This window comes from Bartonella sp. B10 (assembly GCF_053794435.1).
This window is the reverse complement of sequence record NZ_CP200030.1, coordinates 826,188-842,928: the sequence shown is the minus strand read 5'-3', so window position 1 is coordinate 842,928 and position 16,741 is coordinate 826,188. Positions and strand designations below refer to the sequence as shown.

Genomic DNA, 16,741 nt, shown 5'->3' with positions numbered 1-16,741 from the left:
AAGCGCTTATACACGGCATTTGACAAAGATAAATTAACAATTTTAAAATAGAACAAAAATTACTTATTTCGAACAATAATATTTTTTGTCAACTTTAATTAATAAAACACTAGAATTTTGTATAATTTTCAATAATATATCTTTATTAGTCATTACCAAAATAGAGAAACTTCATGATAATACCATTCAGTAAAATGAACGGTCTTGGTAATAAAATCATTGTTGCAGATATGCGTAAAAGCACACATGCCATTACACCACACGCAATTCTTGCTTTAGCAAAAAATGCCCAAACACATTTTGATCAATTTATGGCTATTTACCCACCAACTAAAAACAATGCTGATTTCAAAATCGAAATATGGAATGCGGATGGTTCAACAGCAAAAGCGTGTGGTAACGGTACCCGCTGTGTAATTGCATGGCTTATAGATAACAATCTAGGTAAAATCTTTCGATTAGAAACGCCCGCTGGAATTATTGAAGGTAAACGCCAGACCAACGGCTTGATCTCCGTTAACATGGGTCACCCACATTTCGATGCAAAAGCTATGCCTGTTTCACGTGAAATAATTGATACAAATCATGTAGAAATTACAGCTGGCCCCTTAAAAGATGCGTGTCTTGTATCCATTGGTAATCTCCACGCTATTTTTTTTGTTGATGATAGTATCCAACACATTCCATTGGAAAAATATGGGCCAAAACTTGAACATGATCCTCTTTTTCCAGAACGATGCAACATATCTATTGCCTGTGTAACATCTCGGACAAGCCTAGACTTACGAACATGGGAGAGAGGAGTTGGATTAACAAAAGCATGCGGCAGTGCTGCTTGTGCCAGTGCAGTAGCTGCTTACCGACGAAAATTAACAGAACGAAACATAGATGTAAATTTACCAGGGGGAACACTTAATATTTTTTATAAAAAAAACAACAGTATTGTCATGACAGGACCAATCCAATATGAATTCAGTGGTTTTTTAGACCCTTTAACAGGAAGATACAAAAAGGATCACTTTTGATGGCAGTAGAAATTGTAACATTTGGTTGTCGGCTCAATAGTTATGAATCGGAAATCATACGTAAAGAAAGTGCTGCTTCTGGATTGGATCAACTCAAAAATGATTCTATCATATTTAATACCTGTGCTGTCACCGCTGAAGCTGTTCGGCAAGCAAAACAGGCTATTAGAAAAGCAAAACGCAAAAATCCCCATGCCCGCATTATTGTTACAGGATGTGCTGCACAAACAGAAGCAAAAAATTTTGCTATGATGACAGAGGTAGATCTTGTTTTAGGGAATGAAGAAAAACTACATGCTCATTCTTATCGCCAATTTCCTGATTTTGGTATCAATCATGATGAAAAATTACGCATTAATAACATCATGGAAGTACAAAAAATTGCTCCACATATGGTTGGTGCAATGGAAGAGCGTACACGTGCCTTCGTACAGGTACAAAATGGATGCGATCATCGCTGCACATTCTGTATTATTCCCTATGGACGTGGACCATCACGTTCAGTTCCCATGGGTGCTGTCATTGAACAAATTAAGCAATTAATAAGCAAAGGAATCCAAGAGGTTGTCTTAACAGGTGTTGATCTCACAAGCTATGGTCACGATTTACCCGGAAAAACTACCTTAGGGAAATTAACCTCTTCTATTTTACATCATATTCCCGATTTGCCTAGATTACGCCTTTCATCAATTGATTCTATCGAAGCCGATCCAGAACTCATAAATCTTTTGGCTTATGAAAAAAGAATAATGCCACATTTGCATTTATCCTTGCAAGCAGGCGATAATATGATTCTAAAACGGATGAAACGACGGCATCTGCGTGAACATGCAATCCAATTTTGCCAGAATTTGCGTGCAAAACGCCCTGAAATGGTTTATGGTGCCGACTTAATTGCTGGTTTTCCTACTGAAACAGAAGAAATGTTCCAAAATAGTCTTGCTTTAGTCAATGACTGTAATTTAACACATCTTCATGTTTTTCCCTTTAGCCCAAGAGAAGGGACGCCTGCTGCACGTATGCCACAAATTAACCGCAGATTAGTCAAAATTCGTGCAAAGAGATTACGCAAAGTAGGTGAAAAAGCTTATCAAGAGCATCTTTCTCGCTTACAAAACACCCAGCAAACAATTCTCGTTGAAAAAGATGAAATTGGACGAACAGAAGATTATACTCTTGCACAAATTAAAGGTGTCAAAGCTGGAACAATCGTCCAAGCTCTTATCATCAATCATGATGGCGATAAATTGATTGCTATCCCATTGAGTTTAATATAACCCGTAGCAGGAAAGCCCTTATGAAAAAAACATTTATTAAAAAAATGCTTTCTTTTAACAAACCCAAAAAGCAAGAAATTCAAAAAGCCACCACCCATCACAAAACTGACATGGTAATAACAAGTAACAGCGAAAATGAAATTATTCAAAATAATTTACATTCTATAAAAATTGAAAAAAAAGAGCAAATAGAAATACAAAATGTAACACATAAACCTAAAAACGATAGTGAAAAAACTCAATCCCTTAGCTTACATTCTGGTAAAGTAATTATCACTAATACAATTTGTGAAAAAAAAAATGAGGAACTTTCTCCTATTGCCTCTGTTGAACAGAAAAAAACAGCTTGGTTTAAGCGCCTTAAAAAGGGATTAACTCTTTCTTCACAGCGTTTAAGCGAATCTATCAGTGATCTCTTTGTTAAAGAAAAATTTAATGAAGATACATTGCAAAAACTAGAAGATATCCTTATTCAAGCTGATCTTGGTATAGAAGCAGCTATGCGCATCATCGAAACATTATCTTCCAGTCGTTATAGCAAAAATTTATCTATAGATGATATTCACACAATCATAGCTAATGAAATAAAAAAAGTTCTTGAACCTGTTGCAATTCCATTAGAACTTGATCTTAATCACAAACCTCATGTTATTTTGCTAGTAGGTGTGAATGGTACTGGAAAAACAACAACTATTGGAAAACTTGCGGCAAAGCTAACTGTTGGAGGACTAAAAGTTATGCTAGCCGCTGGTGATACTTTTCGTGCTGCAGCTATCGAGCAATTGCATATTTGGGGAGAACGTACTGGATCTCCTGTTATCTCAACCAAACTAGGTGCAGATGCTGCTAGTTTGGCGTTTGATGCTTACGAAAAAGCTAAAAAAGAAAATAGTGACGTATTAATTATTGATACAGCAGGGCGCTTACAAAATAAAACTGAGCTAATGGACGAACTAGCAAAGATCATTCGTATTTTGAAAAAACATAACCCCCAGGCACCACATACAATACTTCAAACACTTGACGCAACTACAGGACAAAACGCAATGAATCAAGTAGATATTTTCAAAAAAATTACCGGTGTTAATGGTCTAGTTATGACAAAGCTCGATGGTACTGCGCGGGGAGGAATTCTTGTTGCTATAGCAGAAAAATATAAATTACCCGTTTATTTTATCGGTATAGGAGAAAATATTGAAGATCTGCAACCTTTTTCTGCCTCAGATTTTGCTACAACCATTGCAGGAAGATACTCATGAAACAAAATTTATCTAAACCAACCTCATACAATAACCAAAAATCACCTCCTTCATCAAAATTTAAATTTTTCTTAGAAATGGGGCCATTAGTCGTATTTTTTCTTGCTAATTACAAAGGTGAATGGCTAATCAATAATATTGAAATTTTTAAAAACTTTAATAAACCTATTTTTCCTGCAACAGCTATTTTTATGGTAGCTATTATTATTGCTTTAAGCTTGTCTTGGATTATTTCACGAAAAATTCCTATAATGCCTCTAATATCAGGTATATTTGTGCTGGTTTTTGGCTTTTTAACTCTTTGGTTTAACAATGATACTTTTATCAAAATGAAACCAACAATTATTAATATCTTATTTTCTTTTATCCTTTTTATTGGTTTATTTTTTAAAAAACCACTTTTGCGTTATGTATTTGACTCTACTTTTATACTTGATGATTTAGGATGGCAAAAACTTACCTATCGCTGGGCGTTATTTTTTATTTTTCTTGCCTTTTTAAATGAAGTAGTTTGGCGTAATTTTAGCGATAATTTTTGGACAAGCTTTAAAGTATTTGGTGTAATGCCTATAACAATTATATTCATGTTTTTACAAATACCTATTATCATTAAACATTCAAAAAATATTTTAACGAAAGAAGAAAAATCTGATTCTTAAATAGAACATATTTATCACTGATGATTGTTTTATTGATATGTTGCTGAAATTATTCATGGAGAAAATTATGTGTTAGTTGAGCAATTTATCTGTCGAGAAGACAATTTTGGTGTGCTCATTCATGATGAAAAAAGCGGTTACACAGCTGCAATTGATGCACCTGAAAGTAAAGCTATTCATAGTGCTCTAAATCGTCGTAATTGGACACTTCAAACTGTTTTTGTCACTCACCATCACCATGATCATGTAGAAGCATTAATGGAGTTAAAACAAGCTTATAAAGCCACAATTATTGGGCCAGAAACAGAAAAAGAAAAAATTAATCATCTAGATAAAACACTTAAACCTGACGAAAGTTTTTTCTTTGGCACATATACTCTTTTAGCTCTTTCGACACCTGGTCATACACTTGGAGCGCTATCTTACTATTTTCCTCAAGCAAATTTGCTCTTCGCTGGAGATACACTTTTTTCACTTGGCTGTGGACGTCTCTTTGAAGGAACCCCAGCACAAATGCTAAACTCTTTAAAAAAGCTTCGTAATCTTCCCGATGAAACACTTCTTTATTGCGGTCATGAATACACAAAAAATAATGCTCTTTTCGCATTGACTATTGATCCAAACAATCAAAAACTTCATCAAAGAGTAGAAGATGTTTTTTTGTTACGTGCAAAAAATTCTATGACTTTACCTGTATCTTTAGGACAGGAAAAAGCTACTAATCCTTTTCTCCGCTGGGATAACAGCATTTTGCGAAAAAATCTTTCGATGGAAAAAGAAACAGATGAAGAAGTTTTTGCTGAAATCAGGAAAAGAAAGGATAATTTTTAACTATGTTTAAATCTGTATTATGTGTGCTTTTCATTTTTCCTTTTATAACACATTTTCACATAGCGATAGCAAAAAAAGCAGATAATAACTTTGTCTTATCATCTGTTATACATAAAAAAACTGTTAGATCTTACCCTTTAACAGAAAATTTTCTGTCAAAAATGGAAAAAATTAAAAAAGAAATGGTAGGTTTATTTTTAGAACTAGAAGTACAAGACACAAGATATGATAATATCATTGAAAAAATGATTATTTCTGTTTCTAGTTTTCAACAATTAAGAAGTATTTTAATAAAAAATAATCTAACACCTAGAGATTTTGTTATTGGTTTTATTACACTTCAAGAAACACTAGCTGCAGTAACATACCTTAAATACAACAAGGCTTTTTCTTACAAAAAAAATATCGTCTCCCTAAGTAATTTGATGTTCGGTAAAAAACATATTGATAGAATCAGTGCTATTTTAAGCCATTAATTAATTTTTTAAACGTCGACAAATATCATCTAATTGCTCTAGTGATGAATAGTGTATTTTCAAATCACCGCCTTTTTTGCCATGCCTAATAATGACCTTCATTCCAATTACATCTGTAAGTAATTTTTCTAAAGATTTTGTTTCTTCATTTTTCTCGATGGAAGTTTGTTTTTTAACTTTTGGATTTGCTTGCTCATATGCAAGTATTTCTGTTTGACGTACAGAAAGCCCCTCACGAATAATTCTTTCAGCCAAGTCTTGTGGATTATCTATAGTGATCAGACAACGTGCATGACCAGCTGAAATATGACCATCAATTAAAAATTGCTGCACTTTTTTTGGAAGTTTTAGTAAACGAAGTGTATTTGCAACATAACTTCGGCTTTTTCCAATAACTTGTGCTAAATCTGCTTGAGTGTATCCATGCTCATTCAACAAAATTTCATATCCCAGCCCTTCTTCAATAGGATTAAGATCTGCACGTTGAACATTTTCAATAATTGCCAGTTCCAAAGCTGTTTTATCATCTACATCCCTAATAATAACTGGTAATTGGCTCAAATTAGCCCGTTGTGCAGCACGAAATCGCCGTTCACCAGCAATTAACTCAAATTTATTAAGATGACTACGTGATGGTCTTACTATAACGGGTTGCACAACACCATGCTGACGAATTGATTGAGCTAAATTATCCAATTCTGAATCAGTAAAATGGCGTCGTGGATTGTGTGGATTGCACAAAATAGAGTTAATAGAGATGAGTTTCTCAGAAACAAGAGGTACTGCACTAAATTTTTCTAATTTATCAGTATTTAGTGAATTTACAAGATTGTTGTTTAAATTGATATCTCCAATCAATGCTGCCAATCCACGCCCCAACCTTTTTTTTGATTGATCATCATTCATAATTTTTCTCTTCGATTTTTTTTTACAAAAATATTTTCTCTTACATTTTTTAAGCAGCAGCTCGTGCTTGTTTTTCACGTTGAATAATTTCCGATGCCAAACGTAAATAAGCTTGGCTACCAGCGCATTTAAGATCATAAAGCAATACTGGTTTTCCGAAAGAAGGGGCTTCAGATACGCGCACATTTCTAGGGATAACGGTACGATAAACCTTATCTCCCATAAAAGAACGTACATCTTCTACAACTTGATTTGAAAGATTATTACGTCCATCATACATTGTTAGGACGATGCCCTGAATTTCCAAAGATGGATTAAGAATAGATCTTACATGATTTACTGTTTCAAGTAATTGACTTAAACCTTCAAGCGCTAAAAATTCACATTGCATAGGTACCAAAACAGAATCTGCAGCTCCCATAGCGTTGAGAGTTAAAAGGTTAAGTGATGGAGGACAATCAATTAAAATATAGCTGAATCTTTTATCCATTTTTGGATCATCACAAAAAGCTTTACGCAACCGTTGAATACGATCCTGTGATGAAGCAATTTCCATTTCTACACCTAAAAGATCAAGTGTAGAAGGTACGATATAGAGGTTAGGAACAGCTGTTTTTAAAGCTGCTGTTGCAACTGAAATTCCAGAAACTAAAACATCATAAGATGATAAAGGACGGTTATTACGATCAATTCCTAATCCTGTACTAGCATTACCTTGTGGATCAACATCCACAATGAGAACATTTTCACCAATAGCTGCTAAAGCTGTTGCAAGATTAATTGCTGTAGTTGTTTTACCAACTCCACCCTTTTGGTTTGCAATAGCGATAATCCGTTTTTCGCTCATTTTGCTTTATCCTCTACGTGACAGGACATGAGAAATTTCTAAAATTACAGAATTTTCATCAGTTTTACTTTTATGTTTTAGCAGATTAAAGCGCCAATTGGCAGAGGCATTCGTTATTTCTGTATCGTAATCCATACCTTTTTGTAAAAGAGCTATTGTTTTTTGTGTCAACAAAGGAAAAATCAACTGTAAAAGAGTATCTAACGATGCTAGTCCTCGTGCTGTTATAACATCTGGAGTAGTTATTTTTTGATATACATCCTCAATTCTACAATGATGAACCGTTGCTGGAAGATTAAGTTGAGAAATGACTGTTCGTAAAAAAGATATTTTCTTTCCATTACTTTCAACTAAATCAATATGCCCGCTTTTTTTTTCTTTAAGAAAAATAGCTATAACAATTGCGGGAAACCCTCCTCCTGATCCAAGATCACACCAATTTAAAATATTACTATGCAAAGGATAAATTTGTGCTGAATCTAAAATATGTCGTGTCCATAGGATTGGTATTGTCTTAGAAGATACTAGATTTATATGTTTATTCCATTGAATAATTAAAGATTCAAACTGTACTAGATCATCCATAGTTTCACGTGAAACAGAAGGAATTATATTTAAGAGTGACTGGTATTTTTGTTCTATGGAGACACACATTAAATTTATTTAGCCTTTTCACGTCGTTGACGTTGAATATAAGTAATAATGAGCGACAACGCTGCCGGTGTCATACCATCAATTTTTTGTGCATCAGCAATTGAACGTGGTGATATTTCTTTCATTTTTATTTTCAACTCATTTGAAAGACCAGAAATTGATTGAATATCAAGAGAAGAAGGAATTTCTAGTCGCTCCTCCCTTTGAAGAGCAGCGATATCTTGTGCCTGTTTTTCTAAATAAACTGCATACTGTGCCTCAATCTCTAAAGATTCAACTGTTTTAGAATCAATTGACCGTAATTGTGGCCAAAAATTTGAGAGACGTTCTATATTCATATGAGGATAAGAAAGAAAATCGTAAGCTGAACGCCGAATTCCATCATGACTTACTTGTAACCCATAAGCAGATGCTTCATTAGGAGTTAGAAAAAGTCCCTGACACATTGATCGAGCTTTATCAAGACGTTGCTGTTTTTGCTGATAATAATCCCAACGAACATTATTAATAATACCCAATTTATGTGCTAAAGGCGTTAAACGAGTATCAGCATTATCAGATCGAAGAGATAAACGAAATTCAGCACGTGATGTAAACATCCTATAAGGTTCATAAACCCCACGTGAAACTAAATCATCAACCATAACACCAATATAAGAAGTAGAACGACTTATAATAACCTCATCTAATTTTCCAACTTTACGTGCAGCATTTAACCCAGCTAAAAGGCCTTGTGCTGCAGCTTCCTCATATCCTGTTGTCCCATTAATTTGTCCTGCTAAAAATAACCCTGGTAAAGATCTTAATTCTAGAGTTTTAGTTAGCTGTTTTGGATTAACAAAATCATACTCAATAGCATAACCAGGTTGCAAAATTTTTACATTTTCCAGTCCTTCAATGGTTTTTAATAAAGAAACTTGTACATCTTCAGGAAGAGAAGTAGAAAGGCCATTTGGGTAAATAGTATCATCATTTAATCCTTCTGGCTCTAAGAAAATCTGATGTCCATCACGTTCACCAAATTTAACAATTTTATCTTCAATAGAAGGACAATAACGTGGCCCTAATCCTTCAATAATTCCAGAATATAAAGCAGATCTATGAATATTCTCACGGATAATTTTATGTGTCTGTGCATTTGTACGTGTTATTGCACATTCAATTTGAGGCTGTTGTATTTTTTCTGTTAAGAAAGAAAATGGAACAGGTTCTTTATCAGCCTCCTGTTTGGGAAGAATATCCCAATGAATCGTTTTTTTACTAAGACGAGCAGGAGTTCCTGTTTTCAATCGACCAAGATTGATACCATATTTTTTTAAACGTTCAGCAAGTTGTACACTTGATTGATCTCCCATACGTCCAGCACTCCACTGTTTATCACCAATATGAATGAGACCATTTAAAAACGTACCTGTTGTCAAAACAACAGCACCAGAAAAAACATCTCCACGTTTTTTTAATATAATTCCCGAGATAATATTATTTTTAACAATTAAATCAATAACTTCATCTTCAATTAGAAAGAGATTATCCTGTTCTTGCAAAAGTTTTTGAATTGCATCTTTATATAATTGCCGATCAGCTTGTGTACGTGGTCCTCTTACTGCTGGTCCTTTACGTCGATTAAGAAGACGAAATTGAATTCCAGCAGCATCTGCTGCTTGTCCCATAAGGCCACCTAAAGCATCTATTTCACGAACCAAATGCCCTTTTCCAAGCCCACCAATAGAAGGATTGCATGACATTGTGCCAAGTGCTGATATTTTATGTGTAATAAGTGCTGTCCGTGCTCCTGAACGCGCTGAAGCTGAAGCAGCTTCACAGCCGGCATGACCACCTCCAACAATAATAACATCATATAATTGCATTTAATCCACTATATAAAATAGTTTTTTAATTTTACATAAAACAAGATGCTTAAAATACATGATCTTATTAAGATGTCTATGAAATAATAAATGTTTCACGTGAATCATTACTTGCCAATACAAAATTCTGAAAAAATAACATCAAGCAAATCCTCAACATCTATATCTCCTGTAATTTTACCAAGAAAATCACTAGCACGACGAAGATATTCTGCACGTAAACTTAGATCAAGATAACTATAGTTTATGGAACACTCAATCTCTTTAACAGCTTCTTTCAATAACTGAAGTTGCCTTTTACGTGCTGGGACAAGATTACCAATTTCAGAAATACGACGAAAACAAAATGTTTCAAGCTCCTTAACAAAATTTTCAAAATTTAAACCAGTTAATGCAGAAAACTGTATAAAATATTTGGTTTTATTTACTTCATGAATATCAAGCTTATTACCAACATGCCATATTTCAGCTGATGTCTCTGGTAAATTAATATTTTTTGGATCCTTCATATCATAAACCAAAATAACCAAATCGGCATCTATAATATGCTGTTTTGCTACTTCTATTCCTAATTGTTCTATTTTATTTTCTGTTTTCCTAAAACCAGCAGTATCTGTTAAAAAAATTGGTAATCCACTAAGAATCATCTTAATTTCTAAAGAATCACGAGTTGTTCCTTCTTCTTCTGTTACAATAGCAACAGGTCTTCCAGCTAACCGATTCATAATGCTTGATTTTCCAGAGTTTGGAGCACCAGCAATAACAATTTTCAACCCATCACGTAAGATATTTGCACGCTCTCCTTCAGAAATATGTTTTTGAATAGAATGACGGAGTTCTTCTAATTCTTTCCAAACTTTATCAGATACTGAATCAGGAATGTCAGATTCATCAGAAAAATCAAGTTCTGCTTCAATAAAAGAACGTGACTTTATAAGTGTATGTCTCCAATCGCGATAAAGCTTTGTTAAATGACCATTCGCACCCATAACAGCCAAACGTCTCTGGCTTTCTGTTTCAGCTTCTATTAAATCGGCAAGACCTTCTGCTTGAACAAGATCTAATTTTCCTTCAATAAAAGCACGACGCGAAAATTCACCAGCTTCTGCAATACGACATCCTTTAAATGTAGATAATTCATCAAGAAAACGATTAACAACTGCTTTACCTCCATGCAGATGAAATTCCGCACAATCCTCTCCTGTAAAACTATGTGGAGCAGGAAAAAAAACAGTTAAAGCAGAATCTAGAAAGCTACCATCACAGGCAGTAAGATTTCCATAATGCATAAACCGCGCTTTAGGTAAACAACCACAAAGCGATTTGACAATATGCACAACATGAGGACCAGAAAGCCGTATAACTGCAACCCCTGAAGGCAACAATCCACTTGAAATAGCAAAGATTGTATCCACAGGATTAATCCTAACAAAAATTTTAATTATTTAGGTATTCATTGAATCAAAGAATTCACTATTGTTTTTCGTTTGTTTTAATTTATCAATTAAAAACTCGATTGCATCTATTACATTCATAGGCGCTAAAATACGACGAAGTACAAAAATTTTATGTAAATCTTGTCGTGCTACCAGTAACTCTTCTTTTCGTGTTCCTGACTTCAAAATATCCATAGATGGGAAAATACGCTTATCAGCAACTTTACGATCAAGAACAATTTCTGAATTACCTGTTCCTTTAAATTCTTCGAAAATAACCTCATCCATACGACTACCAGTATCAATCAAAGCCGTTGCAATAATGGTTAATGATCCACCTTCTTCAATATTACGTGCTGCACCAAAAAAACGCTTTGGACGCTGTAAAGCATTTGCATCAACACCACCTGTTAAAACCTTACCAGATGAAGGAACAACTGTATTATACGCACGACCAAGACGTGTAATAGAATCAAGAAGAATAACGACATCACGACCATATTCAACGAGGCGTTTAGCTTTTTCAATAACCATCTCAGCTACCTGAACATGACGTATAGCTGGTTCATCAAAAGTAGAAGAAACCACTTCTCCTTTTACAGAACGCTGCATATCCGTAACTTCTTCTGGTCGTTCATCAATTAAAAGAACAATAAGATAACACTCAGGATGGTTAGTAGTGATAGAATGAGCAATGTTTTGAAGTAAAACTGTTTTTCCTGTTCGAGGAGGTGCTACAATTAATCCTCTCTGCCCTTTTCCTAATGGTGACACTAAATCTATGACACGTGATGACATGTCTCTATCTGTAGGGTCTTGTATTTCCATTTGAAAACGTTCATTTGAATAAAGTGGAGTTAAATTATCAAAATGAATCTTATAGCGAATTTTTTCAGGATCTTCGAAATTGATTGTATTAATTTTAAGGAGAGCAAAATAACGTTCCCCTTCTTTAGGACCACGTATAGGCCCCTCAATTGTATCACCTGTTTTTAGGGAAAAAGCTTGAATTTGAGCAGGAGAAAGATAAATATCATCGGGTCCAGGAAGATAATTAGCATTAGCAGACCGTAAAAAACCAAATCCATCTTGTAAAACTTCAACAACTCCCTCCCCAATAATTTCTACATCTTGCAAAGCAAGTTTTTTCAAAATAGCGAACATTAATTCTTGTTTGCGCATCAAAGAAGCATTTTCAACTTCTAATGCTTCAGCAAAAGAGACAAGCTCGACTGGATTTTTACTTTTGAGTTCTTGTAGTTTCATTTCTTGCATGAAATATGCTCTTTAATAGATAGAACTGTGATTGAAATTAACTTAGAAAAATTGAGAAGGAGTTTCTCTTATAAGAAATATTCATTGTATAATTAACCTTCTTAAACTGCAAGCATTATTCACACGATTTACCTTCATGTATAATCTTACAATTTCAAAAATAATATTTGTTTAAGAAATTTATATTACAAAGCACGAAATTCAAATTTTCATAGAGAAGCAAATTGTCTACTGAATTTATTACAAATGAATATTTTTTTCAATTTTTTTATATAAAAAAAAATTCAAAAAGATAGATTTTTATTATTAAGTCCTGTGGTTAGTGTGAATTATAATTTATACTTAAATTGTCCTCAGCTTTATCCACAAGATTTGGAGAAAAAAAATAAGGTAAAAATATATCTTACAGCTATTATCCACATTTTACCTTATAAAAGGTGTTTAGTTATCATAACTACTCAATATGTGTAAAATAACAAAAAAGAAAATCTAAATTTCTATTTTATGAAGAATACCGATGGTATACACACATATATTAACAAGGGATTAAAATTTTTGTGATAAAAGAAAAAAAATCTTTTCATTTGCATCTTCTTTCTGATGCAACGGGGGAGACATTAATCTCTGTTGGGAGAGCTGTAGCATCACAATACACGACGTTTCAGGCAGTGGAGCATATCTACCCTATGATTCGTAATAAGGTACAGTTACAGAAGTCTCTTGATGAGATACAACAAGATCCAGGTATTGTTCTTTACACAATTATTGATAATGAAATTAAACTTCTTTTAAAGAGAAGATGTGAAAAAATGGAGGTATCCTGTGTTGACATATTGCATCCTGTTTTAGATGCTTTTCAGTCTTACCTTGGAACACCAACAAATCTACGTGCTAGCGCACAACATGACCTCAATGCAGATTACTTTCGCCGTATTGATGCATTGGATTTTACAATAGAACACGATGATGGACAATCCCAAAATAGTTTATCGGATGCGGATGTGATACTTGTGGGAATATCAAGAACTTCTAAAACGCCAACTAGTATTTATTTAGCAAATCGAGGAATAAAAACTGCAAATGTACCTCTTATTCCAGGAATTGATTTACCAGAAGCTCTTTTGGAAGCAAAAAAATCTTTGATTATTGGTTTAATAGCTTCAGCTGAAAGAATCTCACATATTCGCAAAAACAGAGAGTTAGGCGATATTTTTTCCATTGAAAATTACAGTAATCGTATCAACATCGCTGAGGAATTGACTTATGCAAAACGTGTTTGTGAACGTTTTGGTTGGCCTGTTATTGATGTAACGAGGCGCTCTATTGAGGAAACTGCTGCAGCAATATTTGAACTTTTATCACGATTTCGTGAAGAAAAATAAGAGAAAGAAACTATGGCAGAAAATATGTTTATATTAGCGTCTTTGAGTCCTTACCGTGCACAATTATTGAAAAACGCTGGTTTAAATTTTTTAATTGAAGGGGCTTTTTTTGATGAAAGAGAAGTAGAAAAAATATCAGAATCAAAAACTCCTAAAGAACTTAGTTGCTTTCTTGCAAGCGAAAAAGCACAAGATGTTTCCAATCGTTTTTCCAATATTTTTGTTATTGGTTGTGATCAAGTACTTGAGTTAGAAGGAAATATTTTTCACAAAGTTACAAATAAGAGTGAAGCACACCAACGTTTACGCTTTTTATCGGGTAAAACCCACTCTCTTCATAGTGCAGTAGCTTTATTTAAAAATGGACAAAAAATATGGGTTGAATCTTTTAGTGCTCATATGTCTTTACGTCATCTTTCATCGGAGTTCATTGATAGCTATTTAGCATGTGTAGAAGAAGATGTTCTAAACAGTGTAGGAGTATATAAGATTGAAGGTAAAGGAATCCATCTTTTCGAAAAGGTTGATGGAGATTTTTTCACTATTGTTGGTTTACCTTTGCTACCTCTGTTAGCTAAACTACGTCATTTAGGGGTAATTGATGGATGACTTAACAATAAAATATAGAAAATCATTTTATCCACGAGCCTTTGTTGTTGGTTATCCTATTCATCACTCAAAGTCACCAAAAATTCATAACTTTTGGCTTAAACAGCATGGTATACAAGGAGAATATTTGTCTCAGGAAGTGAGATCAGAAGAATTTAGTAATTTTCTTATATCCATAAAAAAAAGGGGTTTTTGTGGTGGTAATGTTACTTTGCCCTATAAGCGAGAAGCATTTCGTTTAGCAACTTATAAAGATGAGATAGCAACAGTTATCGGTGCTGTTAATACTCTTTGGTATGAAAAAGATAAACTTTGTGCTACAAACAGTGATGCTTATGGTTTTAGTGCTAATCTTGATGATTTTGCACCTAATTGGGCTGGGGAAACAGCCATTGTTTTTGGTGCAGGAGGTGCAGCACGCGCTGTTATATATGCTTTGAAAGAACGTAAATTTGAACGTATTTATTTACTTAATCGTACAAAACAACGTGCAGATAATTTGGCTGAGCATTTTGGAAAACCTATTGAAGTGTGTGATTTACACAATGCTCGTGAAATATTTTGTCAAGCTGATTTAATTGTGAATACAACTTCTGTTGGTATGAAAAATTTATATGAGAAAAAAAATACTTCTTTTTTTTTAGATTTTAGCAAAACGAAGCCAACTGCTTTGGTTACAGATGTTGTTTATACCCCATTGATAACTCCTTTTTTACAACAAGCACAAACTCATGGTTTAAGGATAGTTGATGGGCTTGGTATGCTTTTACATCAGGCTGTTCTTGGTTTTGAACGATGGTTTGGCATAAAGCCACAGGTAACAAGAGCTTTACGGGAAAAAATTTTAATGGATATAGGTGAAGACAGAAAATGAAAATCATAGGACTGACTGGGTCAATCTCTATGGGAAAATCAACAGTTGCTGATTTTTTTAGGCAAGCAGGAGTTTCTGTCTTTAGCGCTGACGAGGTAGTGCACAAGCTTTACGATAGTGAGCCAATTTTATCGATTATATCACGTACTTTTCCTAGTGTTATAGTAAATGGTAAAGTTGATCGTCTAAAGCTTTCTGATATTTTAATCGGTGATGATAAAAAATTAAAAACACTAGAAAAAATAATTCATCCTATAGTACAAGAAAAAGAAAGGGCTTTTGTCAACAAGGCTCGCCGACAGAGAAAAAAACTAGTTGTTCTTGATATTCCCCTTCTTTTTGAAACAAATGGTGAGAATCGTGTGGACGTCGTAGTTGTTGTTTCTGCTCCATTAGAAATACAAAAAAAACGTGTGATGATTCGTGAAAATATGAGTGAGAAAAAATTTGAATTTATAAATTCCAAACAAATGTCTGACGAAAAAAAACGAGAGCGTGCCGATTTTATCATTGATACAGGAAAGGATTTAGAGAATACACGTCAACAGGTTTTTTATTTGATAAAAAGTTTACTAAAGAATTGTAGTAATGCGTGAAATTATTTTTGATACAGAAACAACAGGTTTAGATAAAGATAAGGACCGCATAATCGAAATTGGTTGTGTAGAAATGGTTGATCGTTATCTTACAGGGCGTAGATTCCATGTTTACTTGAATCCGCAAGATGTTATTATTTCTGATGAAGTTTCAGCAATTCATGGATTAACTAATGAACGCTTGAAGAATGAAAAAAGCTTTAGTGATATAGCAGATTCGTTTTTGGAATTTATTAATGGTGCAACAATGATTGCACATAATGCGAGTTTTGATGTTGGCTTTCTTAATGCAGAGTTAAAACGGGCTAATAAGCCGCTTATCAGTGTTGATAATATTCTTGATACATTAGCTATGGCACGGCGAAAATTTCCTATGGGTCCTAATTCTCTTGATGTTTTATGCAAACGTTTTGGAATTGATAATAGTCACCGTGTTCTTCATGGAGCTTTGCTTGATGCAGAGATTCTTGCGGATGTTTATATTGAGTTAGTTGGTGGAAAGCAGGGTGTATTAGGTTTTGATTCTAATGATTGTATTGATGTTGATGATAAAAGTAATAAAAATATTCTCTACGCAGTTAAAAAACGCCCACAGATTCTACCTAAAAGGCTAAGTGAAAAAGAAAAAGATATGCATGCTGATTTTGTTAAAAAAATTGGTGATAAAGCTCTATGGAATAATTTCAAAATCCCTCATTAGTAATATCATTTTTTTATTTAATAGTATCGTTTAAAAGTCTAAAAACAATAACATCTCAAAAAATATG

The 16,741-nt window shown here is 33.9% G+C and carries 17 protein-coding genes; 11 read left to right on the top strand and 6 right to left on the bottom strand.

What is annotated here, in order from left to right:
• Window positions 1-173 precede the first annotated feature (173 nt).
• The 6 genes from dapF to V3565_RS03455 all read left to right on the top strand — a co-directional run bounded on the left by dapF (window position 174) and on the right by V3565_RS03455 (window position 5,527).
• Window positions 174-1,025 carry a diaminopimelate epimerase gene (dapF, locus tag V3565_RS03480; protein ID WP_455477828.1) on the top strand — a complete coding sequence of 284 codons (852 nt, stop codon included), beginning with the start codon at window positions 174-176 and terminating at the stop codon, window positions 1,023-1,025.
• The gene (mtaB, locus tag V3565_RS03475) at window positions 1,025-2,302 is read left to right on the top strand and encodes a tRNA (N(6)-L-threonylcarbamoyladenosine(37)-C(2))-methylthiotransferase MtaB (protein ID WP_455477827.1); all 1,278 of its coding nucleotides are present in this window, start codon (window positions 1,025-1,027) and stop codon (window positions 2,300-2,302) included. The genes dapF and mtaB overlap by 1 nt, the downstream gene beginning before the upstream one ends.
• Before the next feature lie 20 nt (window positions 2,303-2,322).
• Window positions 2,323-3,561: a signal recognition particle-docking protein FtsY gene (gene ftsY / locus V3565_RS03470; RefSeq protein WP_455477826.1), complete on the top strand. Its 1,239-nt coding sequence runs from the start codon at window positions 2,323-2,325 to the stop codon at window positions 3,559-3,561.
• Window positions 3,558-4,220: a septation protein A gene (locus tag V3565_RS03465; protein ID WP_455477825.1), complete on the top strand. Its 663-nt coding sequence runs from the start codon at window positions 3,558-3,560 to the stop codon at window positions 4,218-4,220. The genes ftsY and V3565_RS03465 overlap by 4 nt, the downstream gene beginning before the upstream one ends.
• Before the next feature lie 69 nt (window positions 4,221-4,289).
• Window positions 4,290-5,051, top strand: coding sequence for a hydroxyacylglutathione hydrolase (gloB, locus tag V3565_RS03460; RefSeq protein ID WP_455477824.1), 762 nt, complete (start codon window positions 4,290-4,292; stop codon window positions 5,049-5,051).
• Between the two features lie 2 nt (window positions 5,052-5,053).
• Window positions 5,054-5,527, top strand: coding sequence for a hypothetical protein (locus tag V3565_RS03455; RefSeq protein ID WP_455477823.1), 474 nt, complete (start codon window positions 5,054-5,056; stop codon window positions 5,525-5,527).
• Here V3565_RS03455 and V3565_RS03450 read toward each other — a convergent pair whose 3' ends face one another.
• The 6 genes from V3565_RS03450 to rho all read right to left on the bottom strand — a co-directional run bounded on the left by V3565_RS03450 (window position 5,528) and on the right by rho (window position 12,513).
• Entirely contained in the window at window positions 5,528-6,433 is a 906-nt protein-coding gene (locus V3565_RS03450) for a ParB/RepB/Spo0J family partition protein (RefSeq protein WP_455477822.1), read from the bottom strand.
• Window positions 6,434-6,482: 49 nt separating this feature from the next.
• Window positions 6,483-7,280 carry a ParA family protein gene (locus V3565_RS03445; protein ID WP_455477821.1) on the bottom strand — a complete coding sequence of 266 codons (798 nt, stop codon included), beginning with the start codon at window positions 7,278-7,280 and terminating at the stop codon, window positions 6,483-6,485.
• A gap of 6 nt (window positions 7,281-7,286) precedes the next feature.
• A complete protein-coding gene (gene rsmG, locus V3565_RS03440; protein ID WP_455477820.1) occupies window positions 7,287-7,934 on the bottom strand; it encodes a 16S rRNA (guanine(527)-N(7))-methyltransferase RsmG in 648 nt (215 codons plus the stop codon).
• A gap of 5 nt (window positions 7,935-7,939) precedes the next feature.
• Entirely contained in the window at window positions 7,940-9,802 is a 1,863-nt protein-coding gene (gene mnmG, locus V3565_RS03435) for a tRNA uridine-5-carboxymethylaminomethyl(34) synthesis enzyme MnmG (protein WP_455477819.1), read from the bottom strand.
• A 107-nt stretch (window positions 9,803-9,909) separates the two neighbouring features.
• A complete protein-coding gene (gene mnmE, locus V3565_RS03430) occupies window positions 9,910-11,217 on the bottom strand; it encodes a tRNA uridine-5-carboxymethylaminomethyl(34) synthesis GTPase MnmE (protein ID WP_455477818.1) in 1,308 nt (435 codons plus the stop codon).
• A 30-nt stretch (window positions 11,218-11,247) separates the two neighbouring features.
• On the bottom strand, window positions 11,248-12,513 hold the full coding sequence (gene rho, locus V3565_RS03425) for a transcription termination factor Rho (RefSeq protein ID WP_455477817.1): 1,266 nt from the start codon (window positions 12,511-12,513) through the stop codon (window positions 11,248-11,250).
• Window positions 12,514-13,070: 557 nt separating this feature from the next.
• Here rho and V3565_RS03420 point away from each other — a divergent pair.
• The 5 genes from V3565_RS03420 to dnaQ are packed head-to-tail and all read left to right on the top strand — an operon-like array spanning window position 13,071 to window position 16,674.
• Window positions 13,071-13,895 carry a pyruvate, water dikinase regulatory protein gene (locus V3565_RS03420; RefSeq protein WP_455477816.1) on the top strand — a complete coding sequence of 275 codons (825 nt, stop codon included), beginning with the start codon at window positions 13,071-13,073 and terminating at the stop codon, window positions 13,893-13,895.
• Between the two features lie 12 nt (window positions 13,896-13,907).
• Complete coding sequence (locus V3565_RS03415) at window positions 13,908-14,504, top strand: Maf family nucleotide pyrophosphatase (protein ID WP_455477815.1); 597 nt, start codon at window positions 13,908-13,910, stop codon at window positions 14,502-14,504.
• Window positions 14,497-15,378 carry a shikimate dehydrogenase gene (locus V3565_RS03410; RefSeq protein ID WP_455477814.1) on the top strand — a complete coding sequence of 294 codons (882 nt, stop codon included), beginning with the start codon at window positions 14,497-14,499 and terminating at the stop codon, window positions 15,376-15,378. The genes V3565_RS03415 and V3565_RS03410 overlap by 8 nt, the downstream gene beginning before the upstream one ends.
• Window positions 15,375-15,974, top strand: coding sequence for a dephospho-CoA kinase (coaE, locus tag V3565_RS03405; RefSeq protein WP_455477813.1), 600 nt, complete (start codon window positions 15,375-15,377; stop codon window positions 15,972-15,974). Before V3565_RS03410 ends, coaE begins: the two co-directional genes overlap by 4 nt.
• On the top strand, window positions 15,967-16,674 hold the full coding sequence (gene dnaQ, locus V3565_RS03400; protein WP_455477812.1) for a DNA polymerase III subunit epsilon: 708 nt from the start codon (window positions 15,967-15,969) through the stop codon (window positions 16,672-16,674). The genes coaE and dnaQ overlap by 8 nt, the downstream gene beginning before the upstream one ends.
• Window positions 16,675-16,741 lie beyond the last annotated feature (67 nt).

Bases quoted from the DNA above. Each gene is read 5' to 3' on its own strand.
- V3565_RS03450 (WP_455477822.1), bottom strand. From the start codon at position 6,433: ATGAATGATGATCAATCAAAAAAAAGGTTGGGGCGTGGATTGGCAGCA.
- V3565_RS03445 (WP_455477821.1), bottom strand. From the start codon at position 7,280: ATGAGCGAAAAACGGATTATCGCTATTGCAAACCAAAAGGGTGGAGTT.
- rho (WP_455477817.1), bottom strand. From the start codon at position 12,513: ATGCAAGAAATGAAACTACAAGAACTCAAAAGTAAAAATCCAGTCGAG.
- mnmG (WP_455477819.1), bottom strand. From the start codon at position 9,802: ATGCAATTATATGATGTTATTATTGTTGGAGGTGGTCATGCCGGCTGT.
- ftsY (WP_455477826.1), top strand. From the start codon at position 2,323: ATGAAAAAAACATTTATTAAAAAAATGCTTTCTTTTAACAAACCCAAA.
- V3565_RS03410 (WP_455477814.1), top strand. From the start codon at position 14,497: ATGGATGACTTAACAATAAAATATAGAAAATCATTTTATCCACGAGCC.
- V3565_RS03415 (WP_455477815.1), top strand. From the start codon at position 13,908: ATGGCAGAAAATATGTTTATATTAGCGTCTTTGAGTCCTTACCGTGCA.
- coaE (WP_455477813.1), top strand. From the start codon at position 15,375: ATGAAAATCATAGGACTGACTGGGTCAATCTCTATGGGAAAATCAACA.
- V3565_RS03455 (WP_455477823.1), top strand. From the start codon at position 5,054: ATGTTTAAATCTGTATTATGTGTGCTTTTCATTTTTCCTTTTATAACA.
- mtaB (WP_455477827.1), top strand. From the start codon at position 1,025: ATGGCAGTAGAAATTGTAACATTTGGTTGTCGGCTCAATAGTTATGAA.
- V3565_RS03465 (WP_455477825.1), top strand. From the start codon at position 3,558: ATGAAACAAAATTTATCTAAACCAACCTCATACAATAACCAAAAATCA.
- rsmG (WP_455477820.1), bottom strand. From the start codon at position 7,934: ATGTGTGTCTCCATAGAACAAAAATACCAGTCACTCTTAAATATAATT.
- dapF (WP_455477828.1), top strand. From the start codon at position 174: ATGATAATACCATTCAGTAAAATGAACGGTCTTGGTAATAAAATCATT.
- dnaQ (WP_455477812.1), top strand. From the start codon at position 15,967: ATGCGTGAAATTATTTTTGATACAGAAACAACAGGTTTAGATAAAGAT.